This is a genomic window from Pseudomonas sp. 2995-1 (assembly GCF_002742505.1).
In the GTDB taxonomy this organism is placed as follows: Bacteria; Pseudomonadota; Gammaproteobacteria; order Pseudomonadales; family Pseudomonadaceae; genus Aquipseudomonas; species Aquipseudomonas sivasensis.
This window is the reverse complement of sequence record NZ_LJSA01000322.1, coordinates 1-23,103: the sequence shown is the minus strand read 5'-3', so window position 1 is coordinate 23,103 and position 23,103 is coordinate 1. Positions and strand designations below refer to the sequence as shown.

Here is a 23,103-nt window from a genome sequence, read left to right as displayed (position 1 = left end):
ATTAACCCGTCTATCCTGCATGCCCCGCAACATCGTCAATCCGTTGACTAGCACTATGAAGGAAACACTCCTTAAGTCACTACCCCCGCGAAAAGCATTCAAATGGATTTATTTTTTTGAATGGATAGTTGCGTATTACCCAGCGTAGCCGTAGTTCGAAGTGCCTTTAAAGCAACCCGTTGCTTTATTGAACAAACAATCGAACAAGCGCGACTGGAGTGCAATGAGGGATGTTTTATGCGAGAAAAGTCGTCCGTCGACAGTCTGTTTTTAACGCGTGCCGGTTTTGTTGAGTTCTTTGTTGTTTTCGTCAAATTCATACATGGCCTGAGCGCCATTTTGCCCCCGTTGGTCCTGGTGATTTTCATCGACCCGATGGACCCAGAGCTACGCGGTCATTTCCTCGGCCTATTGGTATTTTTCGCGGTCCTGACGATCATTCTGTTCCAGGCCCTGGGCATCTATTCCGAAGAGTTATTCAGCAACCGGTTGCGTCTGAAAACCAAGATCAAAGCCTGGTCGGCGGCGTTTTGCATCCTGCTGTTCATGTACCAGATCCTGCAGTTTTTCCCGCTATTGACCCCGCGCAATCTGGTGGCGTGGTACGTCGCCAGCCTCTGCTTGTTCTGCCTGGAACGCCTGCTGATGCTGCGCCTGTACCGCCACCTGATGCGCAAGGGCAAATACCTTCAACGCACGGTGATCCTGGGCTTTACCGACACCGCCGTGCATGTGGCCGACCACCTGCAACGCAACGGCGATATCCGTTCCGGGCTGATCGGTTTTATCGACGACCGCACCGAACGCATCCCCAAGGAATTGAGCCGCCTGCCCTTGCTGGGAAACACCCGTGACCTGGAAAAACTGATCCGCGCCGAGCAGGTCAACCAGGTGATGATCTGCCTGCCTTGGGCCGCCGAGCAGCGCATTCATGGGCTGGTCAATCGCCTGCGGCAGCTGTCGGTGAACGTGATGCTGGTGCCCGACATGGCCGCCTTGCGCTACGGCCACAGCAAAATCACCGACGTCGGCGGCATCCTGATGTTCAACACCTCGCAACTGCCGTTGCGCGGCTGGTCGCCGGTGATTAAGCGCTTGGAGGATTGCTTCCTCGCCAGCCTGGCGCTGGTGTGTCTGTCGCCGGTGATGGTGGTCACGGCGATTGCGATCAAACTCGATTCCAAGGGCCCGGTACTGTTCCGCCAGAACCGTTACGGCTACAACGACAACGAAATCCGCGTCTTCAAGTTCCGCTCGATGTACACCGACCAGAGCGACTTCACCGCCGAACGCCAGACCACTCGCCAGGACCCACGCATCACTCGGGTGGGCCGCATCATCCGTAAGACCAGCATCGACGAGCTGCCGCAGTTGTTCAACGTGCTGCTGGGCAACATGTCGATGGTCGGCCCGCGCCCGCACGCCACGGCGACCAAGGCCGCAGGTGTCCCGTTCGAAGTGGCGGTGAGCGAGTACAGCTCGCGCCACCGCGTGAAGCCAGGCATCACCGGCTGGGCGCAGATCAATGGCTACCGGGGTGAAACCGACACGCTGTTCAAGATCCAGAAACGCGTCGAATACGACCTGGAATACATCTCCAAATGGTCGGTGTGGTTTGACCTGTACATCGTCTTCATGACGGTCCCCGCCGTCCTTTCCACCAAGGAAGTCTATTGATGAATACCCTCAACGGATTAATTCCCTGCATCGTTTCCGGTGGTTCGGGCACACGGCTGTGGCCGGTGTCGCGACAGAACATGCCCAAGCCCTTCATGCGCATGCGTGACGGCCAGAGCCTGCTGCAAAAAACCTTTCAGCGCGCAGCCAAATTGCCTGGGGTGGAAAGCGTGCTGACGGTGACCAATCGCGACCTGCTGTTCCGCACCCTGGATGACTACCGACCGGTCAACAACGCCCACCTGCCCCTGGACCTGTTGCTGGAACCGTTCGGCCGCAACACAGCGGCGGCCATCGCCGTGGCAGCGTTGCATGTGCAGGAACATTTCGGCGGCGACGCGCAGTTGCTGGTGATGCCCGCCGACCATTTGATCCTCAATGAAGCCGCGTTCGCCGAGGCCGTGACTCAGGCCCGCGACCTGGCCGAAGCCGGCTACCTGGTGACCTTCGGCATCCAGCCCGACCATGCAGAAACCGGCTTCGGCTACATCGAACAGGGCGAAAAACTGAGCCACGGTAACCGCGTAAAACGCTTCGTCGAGAAACCCGACCTGGCCACCGCCCAAGGCTACCTCGACGGCGGCAAGCACCTGTGGAATGCCGGCATGTTCTGCTTTAAGGCCAGCACCCTGGTAGATGAACTGGCCACCCATGCCCCGGACGTGCTGGACGCCGCACGCGCCGCGCTGGAGCGCAGCCAGAGCCTGCAAAACAAAACCTCGCGCCAGCGTGAATTGGACGCCGACGCCTTCGCCACTGCGCCGGATGTTTCCATCGATGTGGCACTGATGGAAAAGTCCAACCAAGTGGCCGTGGTGCCCTGTGACATTGGCTGGAGCGATATCGGCTCGTGGGAAGCCCTGCGCCAGCTCACCCCCAGCGACGCCCAGGGCAACCAGGTCAATGGCGAAGCAATTTTGCATGACGTACACAACTGCTACATCGACTCACCCAAGCGCGTATTGGGCGCCGTGGGCGTGCGCGACCTGATCATTGTCGACACCCCCGACGCCTTGCTGATCGCCGACGCCCACCGCAGCCAGGACGTGCGCTACATCGTCGCCGAGCTCAAGCGCCAGAACCATCCGGCGTACAGCCTGCACCGCACCGTCACCCGGCCGTGGGGCACCTACACCGTGTTGGAGGAAAGCAGCCGCTTCAAGATCAAGCGCATCGTGGTCAAGCCCCAGGCGTCGTTGTCGCTGCAGATGCACCACCACCGCAGCGAGCACTGGGTGGTGGTCAGCGGCGCGGCGCAGATCACCAACGGCGAGCGGGAGTTCCTGATCAACGCCAACGAGTCCACCTACATTCCGGCCGGGCACAAACACCGGCTGACCAACCCAGGCATCATCGACCTGGTGATGATCGAGGTGCAGAGCGGCGAGTACCTGGGTGAAGACGACATCGTGCGCTTCGACGACATCTACGGCCGTGCGCCTGCCGACGTGAAAAAATGACATGCGCACCTCCTTGATCATCCCGACCCGTAACGCATCCAGCCACCTGGCACGCCTGCTGCCGGCGCTGAAGATGCAAACCCTGCAACCGGACGAAATGCTGGTGGTGGACAGCGCCTCCAGCGATGACACCGTGGCGCGTTTTCGAGAGTTCGGAGCACGGGTCGAAGTGATCGACGCCCGTGACTTCAACCACGGCGGCACCCGCCGTTGGGCCAGCGAGCAAGTTGGCGGCGACGCGTTGTTCGTGATGACCCAGGACGCTATTCCCGCCACGCCCGAGACGTTCGCCAACCTGCTCGCCGAGTTGCAGGAGGATCCGCTCAATGGCGTCGCCTATGGGCGCCAACTCCCCCACCCTGACGCGGGTGTACTGGGCGCGCAATCGCGACACTTCAACTACCCGGAGCACAGCCGCAGCAAAAGCCTGGCCGACGCGCCCACGCTTGGGATCAAGACCTGCTTCAGCTCCGACTCATTCTCCGTGTACCGACGCAGTGCACTGCACGCGGTGGGTGGCTTCCCCGCCGACGTGATCGGCAGCGAAGACGCCTACGTCGCCGCGCGCATGCTTCTCGACGGCTATAAGGTGCGCTACGCCGCCACGGCGCTGGTGCATCACTCACACGATTACAAACTCATGGACGAGTTTCACCGCTACTTCGATATCGGCGTGTTCTACGGCCGCGAGCCGTGGATCAAGCAGGCCTTTGGCGACGCGGGTGGCGAAGGCAAACGCTATGTAATGGCTGAACTCGCGGCCTTGCGCAAAGCCGGCGCCTTGCACCGCGTGCCGGAGGTGCTGGTGCGCAGCGCGTTCAAATTGCTCGGTTACCGCCTGGGCCATCTTGAGCGTCGTCTGCCTCTCGCCCTCAAGCGGCGCATCAGCATGTTTCCCGGTTATTGGAGGTGAGCATCATGACCCACAGGAAGTCCCCCTTGATGAAACGAACCCTGCTCGTCGTGGCCATGATGGCTCTGGCCGCCTGTAATACACCGGCGCGCATCGTGCCGCCCGACAGCCAGACCGTCGAGGACGGCAAGCGCGCCCTCGACCAACTGGCCCAGTTGCCACCGGCGGTGGAACGCATCCGCATCGGCGACCAGTTGCGCATCGTGCGTGATGCCGGCGAGATGCCGACGCTGTCGGCGTTCAACGTCAGCACGATCTACGAGTTGACGCTGTACACCGTGCAGACCGACGGCAAGATCAACTACCCGTTCCTGGGGCCAATCCAGGTTGCGGGGCGCCAGCCTTCGGAGCTGGCGACAGAGCTGACCGGCAAGCTCGCGCAGACATACCGCGAGCCGCGTGTGACGGTGAACATCAATCAGGCACCGGGCAGCTCGGTCATTGTCGGCGGCGCGGTGAATAACCCGACGGCGGTGCAGATCGCCACGGCCAACACGCTGGAACAGGCGATTATCGGCGCCGGCGGGGTGAGCCCGGCGGGCAATGCCAGCATGGTTGCGCTGCTGCGCGAAGATGCCCAGGGCGCCTATCGCGCCTATTTCCTGGACTTCAGCCAACTGCTCAAGACCGGCCCCAACGGGCGCAAACCGGTGCACCTGCAACGCGGCGATGTGGTGTTCGTGCCCAAATCCAACGTGGGCGAGCGCATCCAGGGAGTGGATACCTACATGAACCAACTGATCCCGTTCACCAAGTCCATTGGGGTTGGCTACAACTACACACGCACCAGCGGCGGCAATAACTAAAGGAGCGACATCCTATGATCGAGATCCGTTCTTTTCGTGATCTGCTGCGCCTGTTCTTCATCTTCCGGCGCGAGTTCAAACTGGCCGCCATTGCCGCGTTGGTGATCATACTGCTGGGGGCGTTCCTGCTGCCGGCCAAGTACGAATCCACCGCTCGACTGCTGGTGAAACCAGGCCGCGATTCGACCCTGCCCATCGAGATCAGTAATCGTCAGGCGCTGGTGATGCCCAGCACCCAGCGCGACCCGATTGTCGACGAAGAACGCCTGCTGACCGGGCGCCCTATCGTGCGTGCAGTGGCCGAGCACTACCTGGAAGTCATCAACAATGCGCCGCCGCCGGAGGGTTTCTGGAAGCGCACCAAGCACGCCGTCAAGGAGGGCGTCGGCGCGGTGTTCGACGGTATTCGCGTGGTGCTGGAAAGCGTCGGTGTGATCGAAAAAACCACGCCGGTGGAACGCCTTGCCGCCAACCTGGAAAAGAGCTTTGAAGTGAGCCACGCCGCCGGTTCCACGGTGATGGACATCAGCTTCACCTGGGGTGATCCGCAAATCGCCCAGGCGGTGGTCAAGGATTGGGTCGAGACCTACATCAACGAACGTACCCAGGCTCTGGGACGCAAGAGTTTGTATGTGTTCTATGAAGGTCAGGTGTCCACCAGCGCCACGGAGATCAAGGGCTACAAGGAGCAGATCCTCACACACCTGAATGAGATCGGTGCGGCCAGCATCACTGATCGCCTGGAAGACTTGTCCGAGCGCATCAACGTATTGCGCGGCGAGACGTTCAACACCACGCGCCTGATCGCCTCCTCCGACAGCGCCATCGCGAGCACTCGCACGCAGCTCAAGACCCAACCCAAGGAAGTGACCACGGTTCGCCAGATCGCACTGAACCCACAGCAGCAGGACTTGCGTCGCCTGCTCAACCAGAAGCTGCTGGAAAAGGCTGACATGATGCGCACCTACACGGATAACGCGCCGCCGGTCAAAGCCCTGGATGCGTCGATCCGCGCGATGCAGGCCCACGTCTCCAGCGAAAGCAACACCGTGCAGAGCTCGGAAAACCGTGCGCCCAACACGCTGGAAATCCACTTGCAGCGCGTGCTGCTGGATGAAACGAGCAACAACCTGGCGCTGCGCACTCAACTGGTCCAGCAGCAAAAGCAATTGGTCAACCTTGAAGCTCAACGCAAGCAAGCCCTGGAGATCGAACCGGAGTTGACCCGCCTGGGCCGCGAGCTGAGCACCGCCGAACGCAACTACGCGTTGTACGTGGACAACCTGGAAAAATCGCGTATCGACCGTGAGCTGGATAACAGCCAGATCAGCAACATCGCGGTGATCGAAGAAGCCACCCTGAACCCCGGCCGCATCTTCCCGAAAACCCTGGTGATGCTGCTGTTGGCGATTCCGTTTGCGATCGTCGTCGGCCTGCTTGTGATCTACCTTTGCTACCTGCTCGACCAGCGCATCCACGACGGTGGTTTGGTGGAACGCAAGTTCGGCCTGCCACTGTGGACGACCCTGCCGGAGTTGGACACCAGCACCGCCCAAGGCACCAACGCGTTCAATGCAAGCATCTACCGCTTGTACGGTTTGCTGCAGTTGGAGCGGATTGCCGAGCAAGGCATGACGCTGGGGCTGACCTCGGCGCGCCATGGCGAGGGGGTGACCTTTGTGGTGGAACACCTGCGTCAGTTGCTCCAGGAAAACGGCATCAACGTGCGGGTCGGCGGGGCTGAACCTGCCAAGCCGGGCGAAGTGGTGCTGCTGGACGCGTCGGCGCTGCTGGATAACCGCGATGCGTTTATCAACCTGCGCCGCGCCGACCTGATCGCCCTGGTGGTGGAAGCGAATACCAGCACGGTGCCCGTGGTCGAGCACGCGCTGTCGATCCTCAACACGGCATTCGGCAAGGTGGACGGCATCATCATCAACCGGCGTAAGTTCGAAGTGCCGGCCAAGGTGCTTAAATTCATCGCCAAGTACCGGGGAGCGTTCTGATGCGCATCGCCCTGCTCGCCCCATTGCCGCCGGAAAAAAACGGGATCGCCGACTACGCGAACCATTTCCGCACGGCATTGGAACACCTGGGCGTAACGGTGCTGACGCCGTTGACCGGTGTGGCGAGCAACAGCGAGGCCATCAAGCAGGCTATCGCTGCATTCGACTGGCAGAGTGTGGACCTGGTCCACGCCGAACTGGGCGGCGGGCGGCTGGGGGAGTTTCTGGCCCTGCGTGAACTGCGCAAGACCTACCCGGCATTGCCCTTGACCGCCACCGTGCATGACCCGGAACGGATCGTGTGGCGGCGCGAGCAGTTGCCATTTCCGTTGAACCTGCTGGACCGCTTGCCGAGCCCGCTGCCCCAGGCGGCGGTCGTGCTGGCCGACCCACTGACCCTGCGTGAAGAGCGTCAGGTCGCTAAAGGCCTGACGCGGCTGATCACCCTCACTCGCCTGGGCGCCCAATGCCTGAGCCAGCGCATGCAACTGCCGGCGGGCAAAGTCGCGGTGATCAACCACGCCAACCTGGCCATCCCACCCGTGCCGCTGCCGCCGTTGGACACGCTGCACCTGCTGTACTTCGGTTTTATCTACCGGGGCAAAGGCATCGAGGACCTGCTGCAGGCCCTGGCCGCCGTGTTCGAACAAGCCCCTGAATTGCGAGACCGTGTGCGCCTGACCCTGGCCGGAGGCACAGCCGCCGAAATGGCGTTTGGCGCAGGCAGCAATTACCTGGAGCAGTTGAATAGCCAAATCGCCGACCTCGGCCTGACGGACGCTATCGATTGGCGGTTGAACTTGCCGGCCAACGACATCGCCCAGACCATTCAGGCGCACCATGTGATGGTGCTGCCGTACCGTGAATCGAAAAAACTCGGCCTGCTCGGGCGCCAGCGCGGCACCAGCGGCGCGTTGTCCTGGGCGGCGGCATGCGGGCGCGGAGCGATTACCTCGGATGCCCGGGCGTTTGCCGAAGAAGTCGCCAGCGGCAACGGCGCCATCTACCCCGAAGGCGACGTGGCCGCGCTCAGCGAGCAACTGCTGCGCCTGGCGCGCACACCGCTGTTGGCCCGGGACTGGGCCGAACGCGCCGGCGAAATCGGCCGTGAGCGCTTGTGGCCGTTAACCGCGCAGAAGTTCGCCGCACTGTTTGGCGACGCCATTTCAGGAGCCCGCCATGGCGCGTAAACGCACCTACTTCGCCACCCTGGCCGTGGTCGCTGCCTTGGGCCTGACTGCGTTTTTTTGGGGGCGCCAGGCGGATGCAGAAAGCCATGTGCTCAAGGGCAACAAAGAGGTGGTATGGAAGGATTTCCTGGGGGTGAACGCGCAATTCCTATGGTTCAGCCCCGAGCGTTATCAGAAGCAGATCGACCGTCTCAAGGCGCTGGGTTTGGAGTGGGTGCGCCTGGACCTGCATTGGGATCAGTTGGAACCCGTAGAGGGCCAGTACCAAGTGGCAACCCTGGACCAACTGGTGGGCAAGCTGCAGGACAACCAGCTCAAGTCGGTGTTTTACCTGGTCGGCTCGGCGCCGTTTGCCACCACTGCACCGGCGGGTGCGCCCTTTCAGGACCAGTACCCGCCGAAGGACCCGAACGTGTTCGCCAACCGCATGGCGTTGCTCGCCCAGCGCTACCCCAGCGTGGACGCCTGGCAAGTGTGGAATGAACCTAACCTGCTGGGCTTCTGGCGTCCGGTGGCCAATCCGGCCGGCTACGCCACGCTGCTGACCACCTCAGCCGCCGCGCTGCGAGCGATGAGCCCGAGCAAACCGGTGGTCGCAGCCGGTATGGCGTTCTTCAGCGAGATGCCTAACGGCCAGACCATGTTCGATGCCCTCGGCGCACTCGGCGTGGCCAGCCTGAATACCGTCATCTCCTACCACCCCTACACCCAATTGCCCGAAGGCAACGACCCCGCCAACCTGGACTTTATCGCCAAGACCACCGCACTCAACCAAGCCTTGCGCACAGGCGGTGTGCAGACCCTGTGGAGCACCGAATGGGGTTGGTCGACCTACACCGGCCCCAAAGATGCCCAGGACATCATCACCCCACAGGCCCAGGCCGATTACGTAGTACGCCGCCTGGCGCTGATGAGCGCGATGGATTACGACAAGATTTTCCTGTTTACCTTGAGCGATCTGGACCAGCGCGCCAGCGTGCGTGACCAGTCCTACGGTTTGCTGGACATCGACACTAACCCCAAGCCGGTCTACACCGCGCTGAAAAACTTTCTCGACGTCAGCGGGCCGAAGCTAATCCCCGGCGACCCACCCACCGCCGACCAATTGCCCGATGGCCTGTTCAGCATCGGCTGGACCCGCACAGATGGTCGCAAGTTATGGTTTTTTTGGTCGGCACAAGGCGGTGACGCTCACTTGCCAGGATTGGCCAGCGCGACCCTGTATGACCCGCTGCGCGGCACGCAAACCCCGGTGAGCGGCACCAACGGACTGACCATCACGGTCAAGCCAAACCTGCAAATACTGTTATGGGAGTGAGGCCTGCGATGCGCATTTTATGGATCCTGCCCTACTCGCCCTGGCCCGCCACCAGCGGCGGCAAGACGCGTCAGTTCCATTTGCTGCGCAGCCTTGCGGCGCGTGGGCACCAGATCACCTTGCTGCTGCATGACAAGCATCCGGTGTCGCTCACCGACCGCCAGGTGATGGAGGTGTTTGTCGAACAGTTGATCATCCTGCCGCGCCGCCCGTTGCGCAGTTTCAAGACCCTGGTGGCCGGGCTGTTTGCGCCCTACCCGCTGCTGGCCAGCGTGAATGGTTTGGCGGGCGAGTTGCAGGACACTTTCAATTGGTTGCTGGGTGAGCAGTGGGACGTGGTGCAGATTGAGCACAGCTACAGTTTCCAGCCTTACGAAGATGCACTGGCGCGCAAGTCACAGCCGTTTGTGCTGACCGAACACAATGTGGAGTCGGCCCTGGGCGCAGCCACTTACGACCGTTTGCCGCGGTGGGCGCTGCCGTTCATTCGCTACGATCAATGGCGCTATACCCGCTGGGAACGCCGAGTGATGCGCCAGGCCGCGCAGGTGGTGGCCGTCACCGACAGCGACGCGCAGGTCCTGGAAAAAATCGCCGGAAAACCGGTACCGGTGGTGGTCAATGGCGTGGACTGCGATCACTTCGCCGCCGCCCGTCCCGACCCGTCGACCCGACGCGTGCTGTTCCTGGGCAACTATGAATACGCGCCGAACGTGGACGCCATCGAATGGGCGCTGGATGAAATCCTGCCCAAGGTCTGGGCGCGCTGCCCGGATGCGCGCATGAGCGTGTGCGGTTTCGGCATGCCGGGCAGTTGGCGCGAGCGCTGGAAGGACCCGCGCATCGAGTGGCAAGGTTTCGTGCCCGACCTGCTGAATTTGCAATCAAGCTGCTCGGTCTTTCTGGCGCCGTTGCGCCACGGCGGCGGGTCGAAACTCAAGGTGCTAGAAGCCCTGGCCGCCGGCCTGCCGTTGGCCAGCACCGAGCAAGGTGTATCCGGGCTGGACTTGGTGGAAGGCCTGGACTACCTCGGCGGACAAAGCGCCACCAAGCTGGCCGATGCGGTGGTACGCCTGCTGCAATTCCCCGACGCCGCCGCGCCCATGGGTGAAGCTGGCCGCGCCTACGTGCGTCGGGCCCATGACTGGAGCGTCGCCGCCAGCCAGTTGGAGCAGGTGTACGCCACCCTCGCGCCGCAGAACCAAAAGGAGCCGGCATGCGTGTAGGCCTGGATTACCGCACCGTCGGCACCTCGCCGCAATCGGGCATCAGCCGCCAGGTGTATGCGCTGGAGAGTGCGCTGCACACGCTGCCGAACATCGAGGTCGAGCGCTTTACCGTGGCCCCCCTGGGCGATGAAACCCGGTTGTGGGCCCATTGCCCGGCTTGGGGCTGCGCCAAGACTGCCATGCACCAGCCACAGAATCGCCTGCGTTTCGAGGCGGGTTTCTTGCCGCGGGCCTTGCGCGAACACCATGTCGATTTGTACATCAGCACCTTCAATATGGGCCTGCCGTTGCCACCCAAGCCTCAAGGACTGCGCACCGTCGTGCTGTTGCATGATCTGTTTCAGATCACCCTGAACAACTACCACGCCAACCGCTTGAAGGCGTTGATCTACAAGACCAGCGATCGCCTGTCGATTGCCTACGCGGTGCACAGCGCCGACCGCGTGTGGACGCCGTCGCAGTACAGCGCCGATGAAACCGCGCGGCTGTTCCCCAAGGCGGCGGGCAAGATTCGCGTGTTGCCCAACCAGGTCGATGGGGTCTCCGAGCTGGCCGCCGACCTCAGCGCGCGCCAGTTGCCTGCGCGTTACTGGTTGTTGGTGGGCACCCGCGAGTTGCGCAAAAACGTGCCATTTCTGGTGGACGCCTGGCAGCAAGCGCGACGCCAATCGCCCTCAGTGCCGGAACTGGTATTGGTAGGCAGCCTCGATCATTTGCCCGAAGCCCAGCGCACACTGCCAGGTATTCGCGCCTTGAGCGGTGTGTCGGACGCTGAGTTGCACGCGTTGTACCGCCGGGCCTCGCGCCTGTGGCAGCCGTCGTATGCCGAAGGGTTTGGCCTGCCGGTGATCGAAGCCTTGAGCGTCGCCACCCCCGTGGCGGTGGCCAGCGGTACATCACTGGATGAAATCACGCCACCGTCAGCCCCCCGCTTTTCGCCCACCGATGGCCCGGCGCTGACGCAATTGATGATAGGCCTGGGCGAGCAACCCGACGAAGAATCCCCCGAGCAACGCCGCCAGTGGGCGCAACGCTTCAACCACCACGCTTATCGCCGGCGCCTGGCCGAACTGATCGAGGAACTGACGTGAGAGTGAATCTGGCAAGCCTCGTCGCGATACTCTTCGGCCTGCTGTTTGGCGCCCTGGCTTTGCTGCTGTCGCCGGCCAAGGCGTTTCTGGCTGTGGTCGGTCTGGCGGCTGCGGTGACCATCCTGCGCTTTCCGTTCTGGGGCCTGTTGCTGTTTGCGGCCGTGGCGACGTTCATGCCGTATTCCACGGTTAACCTGGGCATTCGCACCACGGTGAGCGAGGCGATTCTGGCCCTCACCTGGGGCGCGATCCTGTGGCACAGCTTCCTGTCGCGCCTGCCGCAAGCGCCCAGCCTGACCCGACGGCCCACCGACCAAATGCTGTTGTGGCTGATGCTGTTCAGTGCGTTCCCCTTCATGGTCGGTCAGGTTATCACCCACGCCGACAGCAGCGGCTTGGCCAACTGGCTGCGCTGGTTGCTGAACCTGTCGGGGGTGTTCCTCGCGGCCAAATTGCTGGTGGATCAAAAGCACCGCGAATCCCTGGTGATCGCACTGTTGCTCGGCACCCTGGCGATGCTGGTGTTGTCCATCGGGGTGTTTGTGCGCACACGCTCAGGGGCCGGGATCGCGCCGATTCTTGGCCTGTTCAACTACGCCAATTTCGACATGCTCAAATTTGGTCTGGAGGCCATGTCTTCGCGCATGGGCTCGCCGTGGACGCACCCGAATGCCATCGGTGGGATCATGGCGTTGCTGCTGCCTTTAGCCTTCTGCTTCGGCATGACCGAGCAAGGCTGGAAACGCGCACTCGGTTTGGGCGTGGCCTGTTTGGGAGCGGCGGCATTGCTGCTGGCCAGCAGCCGTGGCGCGATGGTCAGCCTGGCGCTGGTGCTGATATGGATGGCCTCACGGCGCGTGCCGTACACCGGTCGCCTATTGATGATCGGTGCGGCGCTGACGATAGCGCTGGTGATGGCTTATCCACCGTTGCAGGATCGCCTGGCGACGATTTTTTCTACGAACAACGCCAGTACCGAAGTGCGTTTCGATGAATACCGCATGTTCCCGCAGGCCGTGGCGGCCTATCCGCTGGGCATCGGCTTCAAGGTCGACCCGCCAGTGCCGGGCACTGGTCTGCTGGGCATCTCCAACCTGTGGCTGAACTACATCTACAAGATAGGCCTCATCGGCATGCTGCTGTTTGTGGCGGTGACCGTCCGCTGGTGGCGTGAAGCCCGTCCAGAGAAAGGTCCGATCCGCCTGACCAAGGACAACGCCCTGTGGCTGGGTACCACGGCGGGGATTCTGTCCGCGCTGGTCAGTGGCTTGTTTGACCACTACTTCAGTTTTGCGGTGGTGATGGTGGCGCTGTTCTGGCTGATGGTGGGCATCAATGTGTTGGAGGCGCGGCGCTTGTTTCCGGCGCGCCTGCCGCAGGTCAAGACAGTGACCTACCGTAAACCGCTGTTCAGCGGCGCACGGCTCTGATGCTGGGCTCCGCCGCATGGCTGACCCTGGCGACCTTGCTGGGCCTGTGCCTGGGGTTCGCCCGTGAGTGGTTGCTGGTGGCTGCGTGGGGCGCGGGGGAGCGCAGTGATGCGTTCCTGATTGCGCTGTTCTTGCCCGAGGCGCTGCGCATGTCTTTGGCCGGCGGCGTGCTCAGTGCGGCGGCGTTGCCGTTGTACCTGGCGCGCAAGGATGGCGAGCGGCTGGACTGGCTGGCGGTATTGTTTCCGGCCTTGATGCTGATCGCCTTGGTGACCAGTCTGCTGCTGACGCTGTTGGCGCCGTGGCTGGTGCAAGTGCTGGGCCCAGGGTTGGCCGACACCGCGACGGCGTTGGCCAGCAGCAACCTGCAGGTCGTCGCCTGGTGCGTACCGGGGCTGATGCTGCATGCGCTGTTCAGCATTCCATTGCAGGCCAGCGAGCGTTTTGTGCTGGCCGGCTTGGGCTCGCTGCTGTTCAACCTGCCACCAGTGACGTACCTCGCCCTCGCCGGCACCGCGACTCAACCCCACTCACTGGCCCTGGCATGCCTCGCCGGCAGCTTGCTGATGCCATTGGCGCTGCTGCCGTCGATGTGGTGCCAAGGCTGGCGGCCGTGGCGCTGGCAGCTGACCTTCGCGCCGTTACGCGAGCTGGGCCAACGCATCGGTCCCTTATTGATAAGCAACGGAGCCAGCCAGGGCCTGGCGCTGATCGAAAGACTCGTAGCATCGCTGCTTGGCGAAGGCGCAGTCACCTGGGTCAACCTGGCCCGCAAGCTGATGAACCTGCCGCTGATTGCGCTGATGAGCCTCAATCAGGTGCTGCTGGGCATGATGAGCCGACGTCAGGGCGATGCGCGCCTGGCCCTGCTCAAGCGCGGCCTGGAAACCGCCAGCGTGCTGACGCTGCCCGCCGGCGTCGGGCTGGTAGCCGCCGCACCAAGCCTGGTGGCGCTGCTGTTGCCCCAGCAATCGTCTGACTCACCATTGCCGCTGCTGCTGGCGTGGTTTGCCGTGCCGTTGGTGTTCGGCGCCTGGAACGCCTTGCTCGCGCGTTACGCCTACGCCGCCGGCGATACGCGCCAGCCGCTGCGCTGCGAATTGCTCGGCAGCCTGGTCAACGTGTTGCTGCTTTGCGTCTTGCCATTTGTGTTGGGCCTGGCAGGAATTCCACTGGCCGCGCTGGCGGGAGTGATCTGCACCGCGCTGCTGCTGATGCAACGCCAAACACTGCTCGGCGCCCTGCCCTGGGCCCGGCACTGGCTACTCAGTGCGCTGGTGCTGGGCGTGGCGGCGCTGGTGTTGTTTCGTCTTGAAGGCGTATGGCTGCAACTGGGGCTGAGCACCCTGGCCGGTGCCTTGGTATTGCTCGGGATGGGGCTGTGGCTGAAACCATGGCGCAAGGCATGAAGGGTTGACTGGGGAAACGCAGATGAAACATCGCTGGATCCAAATGGACATCGCCAAAGGCATCGGCATCCTGGTGATCGTGTATGCCCACAGTTGGTTTGTCGCCACGTCACCGGACCTTATGTATCTGATCCTGGCGTCGTTCGTGCTGCCTTTGTTCTTCTTTCTGTCGGGGGTCCTTTTCAAGCCTGAACAGCCCTTTCTCGAGATGGCGGTGCGTAAGGCGGATGGCCTGCTCAAGCCGTTTTTCTTCACCATGCTGGTGTACGTGATCGTGCGAGATCTGCTGCGCGGCCAGCCGCTGCTGCCGGATATCGGCGGCGTGTTGTATGCCTCGGTGGACACCATCCCATGGCAGGCTCTTTGGTTTTTGCCGCACTTTTGGGTGGCGATTCTTTTTGGTTGGGTGCTGCTACGGTTGATCCAGCGTCTTTCGCTGGCCGTGAGTTGTGTACTGATGCTGGTGCCGCTGCTGATCGGCATCTGGATGCTGCCCTGGTTCTGGCAATTGCCGGTGACGGTCGGCGGGCAAACCTGGGTACTGCCCGGCTTGCCGTTCAGCCTGGACATCACGCTGATCAGCAGCGCGTGTTTCGTCTACGGCTATCTGCTGCGGGACTGGCTGCGTACCCATGCGGGGTCAGTGCTGACCCTGTTGCTTTCGGTGGCGCTGTTCGCGGTTGTGTTCATCTACAGCCACGACACCATGGACCTAGCGCAACGGCGCTACGACCACTGGCTGTGGACCAGCCTGCTGGCGGTGATTGGTGTTTACGTGTGCTGGGCGCTGGCACGGGTGCTGATGGTGTCGGCCCTGATTACCCGGGCGATGACCTATATTGGCCAATCGACGCTGATTTTGTTGATCTTCCATGGCGAGATCCAGCACAAGACGTTTGACCTGATGGAGCGGCTGGGGCTGCATGCGTTTGTCGCGGCGTGTATCGGTTTTGTCGTGGCTGTGGTGGTGCCGTTGTTGATCGGGGAAGTGATCAAGCGGGTGGCGTTTTTGCGGTTTTTCTACTTTCCGTTTCCGGTGCGTAAGCCACAAAAAACCCTATAGGCGGCGGGGCCTACAGGGTTTCGGGTTCAGTCATCCAGTTGTTGAGGGGCTGGCTTGCTGCCCGGCTTTGCGGGCTTGGCGCCCTTGGCTGGCGCTGGTGGGGCGGGTTCAGGTTCTGCGGCGGCAGCGGCTTCTTTCTCCGCCATGGGCATCTGGTCGATGGTGCTGAAGAATTCCTTCAAGTCGAGGGTATCCGGTGGCACGGTCTTCTCAAGTTTCTTATCGCCATCCTTGCCGATCAGGATCACCTTAGTGCCGCTGCCAGCGCCAAGTTTGAGTGCGCGGATCAGTGCATTGGTTTCGGGCGGCGTGAGCTTTTTATTGTCCTTTGGGTCCTTGGCGAACTTCTCGCCTTCGGCGCCAATGCTGCCGAACTTCACGGTGTAGAACACCATGGCGCGCTCTTCAAAGGACTGCTTGATGGCGGGCTCGTCCAGTTGTTTCTTAAGGGTCGCCAGCGTGGAGTTGCCTGAATCAAGCTCAACCACCACCAACGGCCGGGCCTTGCCCAGATCCTGCTTGAGCGGGTTGATATCATCAGCAGCCAACAGCGGCCCCGTAAAAGCCATCAAGGTAGCCAGGGTCAGCGACCGGATGAGCATGCGCACCTCCTTTGAATTCCATGCAGGGTTCTTGAGTTTCATGTCTGCGACAGTCAAATTCAAGGATGATTCCTACAGCGCTTTAAGAAAGCGTAGGTCAGGACGCCCGCTACGCAAGGGTTTGGCGCGGACATCCGTGATTGTTTCCGTTGATTGCGGAAACATTACGAGACCTTCCACTCCGGCCAATGCCGCGCAAAAACCGGGGCCACGACAGGATCGGCATCCACCTGCGCCAACGTCTGGGCAAAGCCGGGTGCCAAGCCGCCCAACGCCTCACGGGCGTCATCCCAGCGCGACACTGCTGCCGCCATAATGCCCAGTGCATTCGGCTCACCGTTCGGCGCAAACAGCTGCTGTTCGAACTGATCGGCGAACACTACCCAGGCCTGATGCAGATAGCGGCGAGTGCCGGTCGCCAGTTGCACTTGGGCCGCTTCATTGGCGTTGCCCAACCAACGTTGCGGGTAGTCAATGATGCCGATCGCCGAATAACAGTTGGCGGCGATATACACCAGGCCTCTGATGATCTGCGCCCGGTCGCCGTTCAGCAGGTGCGAGTCAGGAAATTCGAGCCCCAGGTGAATGAGGATCGCGGCGCTTTCCGTCAGCACCTGCCCGCCGGGAGTGACCAGCGTGGGGATTTGCTTGAGCGGGTTGATGCGTGCCAAGGCTTCGCTGCCCTCGCTCTCCTGCCAGGAGCTGGCGTCCACTCGGTGCCACGGCACCACACAGCGCTGCAGGGCGATTTCGATCATGCAAGAGCCGGATTCGTCGGTGCCGTAGAGCGTGTACATGAGCGTTTTCTCCTATCGATGGAGGCGTAACCTCCCACACTTTTAAGGGGTGTTGATCGTTAGAACAGCCCCATTTGCCCACCGACCAAGGTGCCGAAATCGTCATTCACAAAGGGCAGAATCGCATCGGCCACCGGCTGCAATTGCCGGGTAACGTAGTGATCGTAGTCGATGGGCGCTTGGCGTACTTCCAACGGTTCAGGGCCGTTGACGCTGATCACGTAGCTGATCCAACCGCCGCGCTTGTACTGGCGCGGCCGCCCCAGGCGGTCATTGTAGTCATCGGCCAGGCGCGCGGCGCGCACGTGGGGCGGTACGTTGCGTTCGTAGTCATCCAACCGGCGGCGCAGGCGCTTGCGGTAAATCAGCAGTTCGTCGAATTCGCCGCTCAGGGTTCGGCGAACGTAGTCGCGAATGTAGTCCTGATGGGGCTGGCGGTGAAAGATGCGCTGGTAGAGTTCCTGCTGGAATTGCCGAGCCAGGGGCGACCAGTCGCTGCGCACGGTTTCCAGGCCTTTGTAGACCATATCTTCGCTGCCATCAGCACGCGTGACCAAGCCGGCGTAGCGTTTTTTGCTGCCCTCCTCCGCACCGCGAATGGTGGGCATGAGAAAGCGCGTGAAGTGGGTTTCGTATTGCAACTCCAGAGCGCTTTGCAGGCCAAATGCGCTGTGCAGATGTTCGCTCCACCACGCATTGACGTGCTGCACCAGCGTCTCTCCGATACGGCTGGCAGCTTCCTGGGAATGGGCCTTGCCGAGCCAGACGAAGGTTGAATCGGTGTCGCCGTAGATCACCTCATAGCCCTGAGCTTCTACCAGCTCGCGGGTCTGACGCATGATCTGGTGGCCGCGCATCGTGATCGAGGACGCCAGTCGTGTGTCAAAGAAGCGGCATCCGCTGGAACCGAGCACGCCATAAAACGCATTCATGATGATTTTCAGAGCTTGGGACAGCGGCGCGTTGTGTTCGCGCTTGGCCACTTCACGGCCCTCGGAGACGCGGGCGACGATAGACGGCAGGCAATGACGCGTACGGGAAAAACGCGCACCGCGAAAGCCTTCCACTGACTCGCTGTCGTCCGGGTGCTTGAGGCCTTCGATCAAGCCCACGGGGTCGATCAAAAAGCTGCGGATGATCGACGGGTAGAGGCTTTTGTAATCGAGTACCAGCACGGATTCGTAGAGACCGGGACGTGAGTCCATGACAAATCCGCCGGGGCTGGCCTGGGGCGGTTTGTCGCCCAGGTTGGGCGCGACAAAACCCTGGCGGTGCATCAGCGGCATGTACAAGTGGGTGAATGCTGCGACCGATCCGCCATTGCGGTCGGCTGGCAACCCGGTGACGCTGGCTCGTTCGAGCAGGAACTTGAGCAGTTCGGTCTTCTCGAAAATCCGCGTGACCAGCTCGCAGTCCTTGAGGTTGTAGCGCGCCAGTGCGGGCTTGTCCTCGGCGAACATGCGGTTGATTTCGTCCATGCGCTGGTAGGGCGTGGAGATATCCTTGCCCTCGCCCAGCAAGGTCTGCGCAACGTTTTCCAGACTGAAGGATTCAAAGCTCCAGGTGGCCGACCGCAGGGCTTCGATACCGTCGATGATCAGGCGCCCCGCCGCTGCGGCGAAGTAATGGTTGCGACTGCCATGTTCGCGCCAGGCCATGGGTTCGTCGCCACGGCCAAGCATGAGCGGCACCTTGAGGCGTTGGGCGTGTTCGTGGAGCACGCGCAGGTCGAACTGCACGACATTCCAGCCGATGATGGCGTCGGGATCAAAGGTGGCGAGCCATTGGTTGAGGCGCTCCAGCAGTTGGGCGCGGGTGTCGCAGTAGTCGAGCTTGAAGTCCACTGCGTCGGTTTTGTTCGGTGGCCCGAGCATGTAGACCTGGCGCTCACCGCAGCCTTCAAGGGCGATGGAGTACAGGTCGCCCTGAGCGGTGGTCTCTATGTCCAGGGACACCAGTTTGAGCGGCGGGCGGTAGTCGGCGGAAGGTTTCATCTGCGCGTCGCACAGAGCACCAGAGACGTCGGGTGTGCCACCGAACCAGACCGGGGCGGTGATAAAGCGCTCCATCATGTAGCGCTCAGGTGGACGTACATCGGCTTCGTAGACGTCGACGCCGGCAGCGCGCAGGCGTTTTTCTACATCCATCAATTGGCGGTGCTGGCGGGTGTACAGGCCCAGGACCGGGCGGTGATGAAAATCGCACAACTGCAAGGGGCGCAATTCAATATCACGCTCGCCCTTGAGCAACCAATCCAGCGGCTTGCGATGGGCCTCTGGGATGAACATCACCGAGGTCTGCATGGGTAGGCGGATGAACTGTGGGCCCTGGTCCGTGGCCAGCCAGAAACTGACCTCCGTACCCGCCGGGGTATCGCGCCAATGCCGGGTCAGGACAAAACCCTGCTGTAAATCCACCTTGCCGCACCTCAGGAATCGCTTTCAGGCGTTGATTCTACGCGGCATCCGGGCCAGCGCGGCAGTTAAACGCGCGCACAGGCTGCAATCTCACAAATTTATTCTATTAGCCAACTCAGGGCTCTTGGCACATAGGAAGTCACTACAGCCATGGGAGCTGAAAGCTGTAAGCACGGGCATCAGCAATGATGCCCGCTTGGGTCATGCCCGACGGGCAGTGTTCAGATAGTTTTCGATATTACCCATCTGCTCGTCCCAGCCACGAGAGTTCATCTTGAAGGCCTTCTGGCGACGAGCCTGGGGCACTGCGTCGAAGCCGGACTCCACAACCCGAAGCAGAATGCCCGGAGCACGATCTTCAATCGTGAACTCAACCAAGGTGGGTGTCTCCTGGTCATAATCGACGCCCTTCTCAACCGCAAAGGGATGCCACCAGAAAGAGAACAATGTCTGTGGCAGGATGCGTTCGATTTTGGCTTTCCAGACCACATGCTCGTAACCTGGATAGGTAATCGGCGCCTCGATGGTTTCTCCCACCCCGAAGACTTTGCCCTTAAGGGCGACGCCAAACCAATCGCCGAATTGCTCAGCGTTGGTCAGTGCCTCCCAGACCTGTTTGCGTGAAGCGTTGAGCAGGACTTTTCGCTCGATGCGATCTAATACGTGCATAAGTCACCTCCTCCATTGACAGTAGGCGACATCAAACAATGCGCAACCTGAGGTTGTAAGCAATGATGATGACCCCATCCTTGAACCCGGCAATACGTTATGACTGAACCATTGAATGGAAGTTGCTTTTGCAAAGGTGTGCGCTATCAGGTGGACATCTTGGATATGCCCATCAGCCACTGCCATTGCAGGAGCTGCCGCAAGATACACGCGGCGGCGTTTGTCGCCACGGCAGGGGTGATGCGCGAACATTTTCGCTGGACGTTAGGGGAGGAATTGCGCGCGGCCTTCGAGTCTTCACCGGGAAAATTCAGACATTTTTGCAAACGCTGCGGCTCACACCTGATGGCGGAGCGTAGCCAGCAGCCCCATGTAATTGTGCGAGTGGCAACGCTGGATGATGATCCGGGCGTCAGTCCCACCTCACACATATGGGCGAGCCACGATGTGCCCTGGCTCGCCTATGGGGATATGGAGCGCTGGGACGAGTGGAAGCCATGACCTAGACGCGCGGCTCACCCGGTGCCTTGGCTGGCGCTGCATATTGCGGCTTCAGGTGACCGTCCTGGTCCAGCAGCCAAGCATCCATGATCTGCCGCACGACCGGTCCTGCAACGCGACCACCGGCCTCACCGTTTTCGATCATCACCGAGATCACGATTTTCGGGTGTTCGGCGGGAGCAAAGCCGACGAACAAGGCGTTGTCGCGGTGGCGTTCCAATGTCTTCTCACGGTTATAGCGCTCGCCCTGCTTGATCGCGACCACTTGGGCCGTACCACTCTTGCCGGCGATGCGATATTGCGCACCTTGCGCAGCGGCCCGGGCGATACCGCGCGGATCGTGCATTACCAGTTGCATGCCGTGGTTGACCTGCTCCCAGTCACGCGGGTCTTTGAGTACAACGTTCGGCATGGGGTTTTCGTCAACGGGCGGCACGCCATTGATCGTTTTGGCGAGGTGCGGTCGGTTCCATACACCTTTGTTGGCGATCAGCGCGGTGGCCTGAGCCAGTTGCAGCGGCGTGACCTGCATGTAGCCTTGGCCGATGCCGAGAATCACGGTTTCGCCTGGAAACCAGGGCTGGCGGCGGGTCGCGCGCTTCCAGGCCTGAGACGGCATCAGGCCGGCTGACTCTTCAAACATGTCTAGGGATACTTTCTGACCCAGGCCGAATTCCGCGAGATAGTCGTGTAGGCGGTCGATACCCAGCTTGTGGGCCAGGTCGTAAAAGTATGTGTCGTTAGAGCGCATGATGGCTGCGTCCATATCCACCCAACCGTCGCCGCTATGGTTCCAGTTGCGGTATTTGTGGTCGAAGTCGGGTAGTTGGTAGTAACCCGGGTCGAACACACGGGTTTGGGCGGTGACGACACCGCTGTCTAGGCCTGCGATGGCCACTTCTGGCTTGATGGTCGACCCCGGTGCGTACAGGCCTCTAAGGACACGGTTGAACAGCGGTCGGTCGATGGAGTCGTGCAGCGCGGCATATTCCTTGAAGCTGATACCGGTTACGAAAAGGTTCGGATCGAAGCTGGGCTTGCTGACCATGGCCAGTACTTCACCGGTTTGCGGGTCAAGTGCCACTACTGAGCCGCGACGATCACCCAGGGCCTCCTCAGCCGCTTCCTGGAGCTTGACGTCGAGGCTCAGGACGATGTTCTTGCCGGGGATCGGGTCAGTATGCTTGAGCACGCGCAGCACGCGACCCTGGGCGTTGGTCTCAACCTCTTCATAACCGACATGACCGTGTAGCTCGGATTCGTAAAACCGCTCAATACCGGTCTTGCCGATAGACTGCGTGCCACGGTACTCCACCGAGTCGAGGGTCTTAGATTCTTTCTCGTTAATACGGCCCACATAGCCAATGGAGTGGGCGAAGTGAGCGGCGAGCGGATAGTGACGGACGAACTGTGGTTCTACATCGACCCCCGGCAGGCGGAACTCATTCACTGCCAGCAACGCAATTTGCTCTTCGGTCAACTCGTAAAACAACGTCACTGGAACGAAGGGATGGCGCGCTTGCTTCAAGGCCTTGTCGAATAATCCACGGTCCTCAGGCGGCAAGTGCAGGAGATTGACGATGGCATCCAACTCTCCCTTGAGGTCGGTGGTGCGTTCTCGGGTGATGGTCAGGTTGTAGCTGGGGCGATTGTCGGCCAATACCACACCGTTGCGGTCATAGATAAGGCCACGCGTCGGTGTAATGGGTAATACGTGGACGCGGTTGTTCTCAGAAATTGTGGAGTGGTAGTCGAACTGTACGACCTGCAGGAAATACATACGCCCCACCAGAGCGCATGTGATGCCAATGACCAGTAGCGCGCAAGCGAGCAAGCGTTTATTGACAAGACGGTTTTCTTTTTCGTGATCTTTGATCGGTATTGGTTCTGGCATTTCTACAGCATCTCGTTGAAGAGGGTCGACGCCGCATCCTGCGATGAAAGATCAATCCTTGGGAAAATGTGCTGCACCATACCAAAAATGCAGAAACACTTTGCATTGAATTCCTCAACGGTACTTTGACGGATGTTTGCACATCAATGACCAAGGTGGCAGGCCCGCCGTCCCTGAGGATATTCGAGAGCTCGCCCTGATCCGCCCTCGCACTTTCCGCCCGCCCAAAACAAAACCCCATCTGCTTTCGCAAATGGGGTTTCGGAATTTAATCTTGACGATGACCTACTCTCACATGGGGAAACCCCACACTACCATCGGCGATGCATCGTTTCACTACTGAGTTCGGGATGGGATCAGGTGGTTCCAATGCTCTATGGTCGTCAAGAAATTCTGTGTATCGGATCGTTGCATTCGCATCGCGCCGATGAAATTCATGAGTTTCTACATAAAACAAAACCCCATCTGCTTTCGCAAATGGGGTTTCGGAATTTAATCTTGACGATGACCTACTCTCACATGGGGAAACCCCACACTACCATCGGCGATGCATCGTTTCACTACTGAGTTCGGGATGGGATCAGGTGGTTCCAATGCTCTATGGTCGTCAAGAAATTCGGGTACTGAGTCG

General features: G+C 60.9%; 18 protein-coding genes and 2 rRNA genes. 13 read left to right on the top strand and 7 right to left on the bottom strand.

Annotation, left to right across the window (positions count from 1 at the left end; translation table 11 throughout):
* The first annotated feature begins 237 nt into the window (after nucleotides 1-237).
* From AOA61_RS08255 to AOA61_RS08200, 12 genes are read left to right on the top strand one after another with little or no spacing between them, the layout of a single operon-like run.
* The gene (locus AOA61_RS08255; protein WP_095186468.1) at nucleotides 238-1,677 is read left to right on the top strand and encodes an undecaprenyl-phosphate glucose phosphotransferase; all 1,440 of its coding nucleotides are present in this window, start codon (nucleotides 238-240) and stop codon (nucleotides 1,675-1,677) included.
* Nucleotides 1,677-3,137, top strand: a complete 1,461-nt coding sequence (locus AOA61_RS08250; RefSeq protein WP_099601520.1) for a mannose-1-phosphate guanylyltransferase/mannose-6-phosphate isomerase — start codon at nucleotides 1,677-1,679, stop codon at nucleotides 3,135-3,137. The genes AOA61_RS08255 and AOA61_RS08250 overlap by 1 nt, the downstream gene beginning before the upstream one ends.
* Nucleotide 3,138: 1 nt before the next feature.
* Nucleotides 3,139-4,050 carry a glycosyltransferase family 2 protein gene (locus AOA61_RS08245; protein ID WP_032888224.1) on the top strand — a complete coding sequence of 304 codons (912 nt, stop codon included), beginning with the start codon at nucleotides 3,139-3,141 and terminating at the stop codon, nucleotides 4,048-4,050.
* Nucleotides 4,051-4,079: 29 nt separating this feature from the next.
* A complete protein-coding gene (locus tag AOA61_RS08240; protein ID WP_032888222.1) occupies nucleotides 4,080-4,856 on the top strand; it encodes a polysaccharide biosynthesis/export family protein in 777 nt (258 codons plus the stop codon).
* A 14-nt stretch (nucleotides 4,857-4,870) separates the two neighbouring features.
* Nucleotides 4,871-6,862: an exopolysaccharide transport family protein gene (locus AOA61_RS08235; protein ID WP_032888220.1), complete on the top strand. Its 1,992-nt coding sequence runs from the start codon at nucleotides 4,871-4,873 to the stop codon at nucleotides 6,860-6,862.
* Nucleotides 6,862-8,052 (top strand): glycosyltransferase, encoded by a 1,191-nt coding sequence (locus AOA61_RS08230; protein ID WP_099601519.1) that lies wholly within the window; start codon nucleotides 6,862-6,864, stop codon nucleotides 8,050-8,052. The genes AOA61_RS08235 and AOA61_RS08230 overlap by 1 nt, the downstream gene beginning before the upstream one ends.
* A complete protein-coding gene (locus tag AOA61_RS08225; RefSeq protein WP_099601518.1) occupies nucleotides 8,042-9,370 on the top strand; it encodes a beta-galactosidase in 1,329 nt (442 codons plus the stop codon). Before AOA61_RS08230 ends, AOA61_RS08225 begins: the two co-directional genes overlap by 11 nt.
* A gap of 8 nt (nucleotides 9,371-9,378) precedes the next feature.
* Nucleotides 9,379-10,596 carry a glycosyltransferase family 4 protein gene (locus AOA61_RS08220; protein ID WP_099601517.1) on the top strand — a complete coding sequence of 406 codons (1,218 nt, stop codon included), beginning with the start codon at nucleotides 9,379-9,381 and terminating at the stop codon, nucleotides 10,594-10,596.
* Complete coding sequence (locus tag AOA61_RS08215; RefSeq protein ID WP_099601516.1) at nucleotides 10,587-11,690, top strand: glycosyltransferase family 1 protein; 1,104 nt, start codon at nucleotides 10,587-10,589, stop codon at nucleotides 11,688-11,690. The genes AOA61_RS08220 and AOA61_RS08215 overlap by 10 nt, the downstream gene beginning before the upstream one ends.
* A 2-nt stretch (nucleotides 11,691-11,692) precedes the next feature.
* Nucleotides 11,693-13,120 carry an O-antigen ligase gene (locus tag AOA61_RS08210; protein ID WP_099601515.1) on the top strand — a complete coding sequence of 476 codons (1,428 nt, stop codon included), beginning with the start codon at nucleotides 11,693-11,695 and terminating at the stop codon, nucleotides 13,118-13,120.
* Complete coding sequence (gene murJ, locus AOA61_RS08205; protein WP_099601514.1) at nucleotides 13,120-14,529, top strand: murein biosynthesis integral membrane protein MurJ; 1,410 nt, start codon at nucleotides 13,120-13,122, stop codon at nucleotides 14,527-14,529. Before AOA61_RS08210 ends, murJ begins: the two co-directional genes overlap by 1 nt.
* 22 nt (nucleotides 14,530-14,551) lie before the next feature.
* Nucleotides 14,552-15,592 (top strand): acyltransferase family protein, encoded by a 1,041-nt coding sequence (locus tag AOA61_RS08200; RefSeq protein WP_099601513.1) that lies wholly within the window; start codon nucleotides 14,552-14,554, stop codon nucleotides 15,590-15,592.
* Nucleotides 15,593-15,618: 26 nt separating this feature from the next.
* Here AOA61_RS08200 and AOA61_RS08195 read toward each other — a convergent pair whose 3' ends face one another.
* The 4 genes from AOA61_RS08195 to AOA61_RS08180 form a co-directional block, all read right to left on the bottom strand.
* Nucleotides 15,619-16,194, bottom strand: a complete 576-nt coding sequence (locus tag AOA61_RS08195; protein WP_032888204.1) for a DUF4174 domain-containing protein — start codon at nucleotides 16,192-16,194, stop codon at nucleotides 15,619-15,621.
* 164 nt (nucleotides 16,195-16,358) lie between these two features.
* On the bottom strand, nucleotides 16,359-16,991 hold the full coding sequence (locus AOA61_RS08190) for a glutathione S-transferase N-terminal domain-containing protein (RefSeq protein WP_099601512.1): 633 nt from the start codon (nucleotides 16,989-16,991) through the stop codon (nucleotides 16,359-16,361).
* Nucleotides 16,992-17,050: 59 nt separating this feature from the next.
* Entirely contained in the window at nucleotides 17,051-19,408 is a 2,358-nt protein-coding gene (locus AOA61_RS08185; protein WP_099601511.1) for a DNA polymerase II, read from the bottom strand.
* A 201-nt stretch (nucleotides 19,409-19,609) separates the two neighbouring features.
* The gene (locus AOA61_RS08180) at nucleotides 19,610-20,077 is read right to left on the bottom strand and encodes an SRPBCC family protein (protein ID WP_032888196.1); all 468 of its coding nucleotides are present in this window, start codon (nucleotides 20,075-20,077) and stop codon (nucleotides 19,610-19,612) included.
* Between the two features lie 99 nt (nucleotides 20,078-20,176).
* Between AOA61_RS08180 and AOA61_RS08175 the strand changes: the two genes are divergently transcribed.
* Nucleotides 20,177-20,578, top strand: a complete 402-nt coding sequence (locus AOA61_RS08175) for a GFA family protein (RefSeq protein WP_099601510.1) — start codon at nucleotides 20,177-20,179, stop codon at nucleotides 20,576-20,578.
* Nucleotide 20,579: 1 nt separating this feature from the next.
* On the opposite strand, the gene mrdA is transcribed toward AOA61_RS08175, so the two are convergent.
* The 3 genes from mrdA to rrf (AOA61_RS08160) form a co-directional block, all read right to left on the bottom strand.
* Entirely contained in the window at nucleotides 20,580-22,472 is a 1,893-nt protein-coding gene (gene mrdA / locus AOA61_RS08170; RefSeq protein ID WP_032888193.1) for a penicillin-binding protein 2, read from the bottom strand.
* A 272-nt stretch (nucleotides 22,473-22,744) separates the two neighbouring features.
* A 5S ribosomal RNA gene (gene rrf / locus AOA61_RS08165) occupies nucleotides 22,745-22,860 on the bottom strand.
* Between the two features lie 108 nt (nucleotides 22,861-22,968).
* A 5S ribosomal RNA gene (gene rrf, locus AOA61_RS08160) occupies nucleotides 22,969-23,084 on the bottom strand.
* Between the last annotated feature and the right edge of the window lie 19 nt (nucleotides 23,085-23,103).